Consider the following 233-nt stretch of genomic DNA (forward strand, 5'->3'; position numbering starts at 1 on the left):
CAACTATATTATTAATACTTTTCATACCTAATGACTCAAGTTTATCTTTTAACCATTTTGGTGAAGGTCCAACTTTTACATTTTCAATTATTCTTGCAACATATAAAGAAAAGTTTATTACTTTAGATAATCAAGAATTGGAATTAGATAACCAAGATATTGTAATTAAAGCAAATGGTAAAGCAGTAGCACTTGCAGGTGTTATGGGTGGACTTAATACTTGTGTAGATGAC

Annotated in this window: 2 protein-coding genes; one reads left to right on the forward strand and one right to left on the reverse strand. The window is 28.8% G+C overall.

What is annotated here, in order from left to right; translation table 11 throughout:
- The coding region (locus AWT63_RS06595; RefSeq protein ID WP_407921937.1) for a phenylalanine--tRNA ligase beta subunit-related protein at positions 1–118 on the reverse strand (118 nt) is incomplete at its 3' end.
- Positions 119–137: 19 nt separating this feature from the next.
- On the opposite strand from AWT63_RS06595, the gene AWT63_RS06600 reads away from it, so the two are divergent.
- Positions 138–233 (forward strand): hypothetical protein (locus AWT63_RS06600; protein WP_407921938.1); only part of this gene is annotated, 96 nt, incomplete at its 3' end.

The organism is Caviibacter abscessus (assembly GCF_001517835.1).
Classification (GTDB): Bacteria; Fusobacteriota; Fusobacteriia; order Fusobacteriales; family Leptotrichiaceae; genus Caviibacter; species Caviibacter abscessus.